Raw genomic sequence first — 1,365 nt, 5'->3', positions numbered from 1 at the left:
CTGGGGAACCATCGATGAGTGCGACCGAAATTTACCGCGCGCCTGCGCTCTCCACGGAAGGAGCGTTAGCCGAGCGGCACTGGCGCGACCTCGCCGCTCGCCGGCGCCTCTACACGATCGGAGGCCTGGTTTTCCTGTTGCTTGCGCTCTCGGGCTCGCTCTGGTTCGCCAATGAGACCAACGCCGGAAAGTTCTTCGACCGCCTTCCCCACATCGCCGACTTTTTCGTCGAATTGAAGCCGCGCGACTGGTTCGACCCGGTGCGCGCGCTGTTCGACCTGCCGTCGCCCTATGACGATGGCAGCCTCAAATTCGACTATCCCGAAGGCCGGGTCTACCTGACCCAAGGCATCTACATTCCGGAGTATTTCTACCGGATGATCGAGACCCTGAACATTGCGCTGTTTTCGACCCTGGTCGGCTCCACCTTCGGTTTCCTGCTCTGCTTCCTGGCTGCAAGCAACGTGACGGCCAGCCGCTGGCTCCGCTTCACCACGCGCCGCTTCCTCGAAATTGTCCGCGCCTTTCCGGAAATCGTCATTGCCGGCTTTTTTCTGGCGATTTTCTCGCTTGGGCCCATTCCAGCGATCCTCGCGGTCAGCATCCACACCGTCGGCGCGCTCGGAAAAATGTTCTACGAAGTGGTCGAGAACGCCGACATGAAGCCTGACGAAGGCTTGCGGGCCGTTGGCGCCAACTGGGTCGAACGGGTGTGGTTCGGCATGGTGCCTCAGGTTCTGCCCAACTTCATGAGCTATTTCCTGCTCCGCTTCGAGATCAATGTGCGCGCTTCGACCATTCTCGGTGCCGTCGGCGCCGGCGGCATCGGCGAATCCCTGCGTCTTTCGATCAGCCGGGGCCATGAGGCCAAGACCATAGCCATCGTGTTTCTGCTGTTCTGCACGATTGTCGCCGTTGACCAGTTTTCGGCATGGCTGAGACAACGTCTCGTCGGCAGGCAGGCGTTCGCATACGGGCGCGGAGAGTAACGCAATGAACGCCGACGCCATCAACGACATCGCCGCTCGCTATCCCGATGCGTTTCAGCGGCCTTTATGGAAGCGCTATGCCGCCCCGTTCGGCATCCTTCTATGCATCCTCTACACCTTTTACTGCTCGTGGTTCTTCTCGATCGGCATCGTTCTCGGAAAGGCGAACTGGAACCTGGCCGGCGCTTATCTCGCCGACTGGGTGTCTTACGAAATCCGCCCGGACATCGAATTCAAGGACGGCTATCTGACCATCGACTACTCTCGTTTCTCCAAACTGGGATCCAATCCAAATCCCGACTGGGTTATCAAGCAGATTGCCGAGGTCGAGCGGCGGGTCGACGCCGCACCGGCACCGGCGACCGCGACCGACAAG

1 protein-coding gene and 1 pseudogene are annotated in these 1,365 nt (G+C 60.1%); both read left to right on the top strand.

Annotation, left to right across the window (positions count from 1 at the left end):
- The first annotated feature begins 14 nt into the window (after window positions 1–14).
- A complete protein-coding gene (phnE, locus tag EN939_RS34295; protein ID WP_127271835.1) occupies window positions 15–989 on the top strand; it encodes a phosphonate ABC transporter, permease protein PhnE in 975 nt (324 codons plus the stop codon).
- Window positions 990–993: 4 nt separating this feature from the next.
- A pseudogene (locus EN939_RS34290) lies at window positions 994–1,365 on the top strand (phosphonate ABC transporter, permease protein PhnE); the annotation flags it as partial.

Source organism: Mesorhizobium sp. M7A.F.Ca.CA.002.05.1.1, assembly GCF_003998335.1.
Taxonomy (GTDB): Bacteria; Pseudomonadota; Alphaproteobacteria; order Rhizobiales; family Rhizobiaceae; genus Mesorhizobium.
The sequence above is the reverse complement of the archived record's forward strand: the minus strand, read 5'-3'. Positions and strand labels throughout refer to the sequence as shown.

Bases quoted from the DNA above. Each gene is read 5' to 3' on its own strand.
- phnE (WP_127271835.1), top strand. From the start codon at position 15: ATGAGTGCGACCGAAATTTACCGCGCGCCTGCGCTCTCCACGGAAGGA.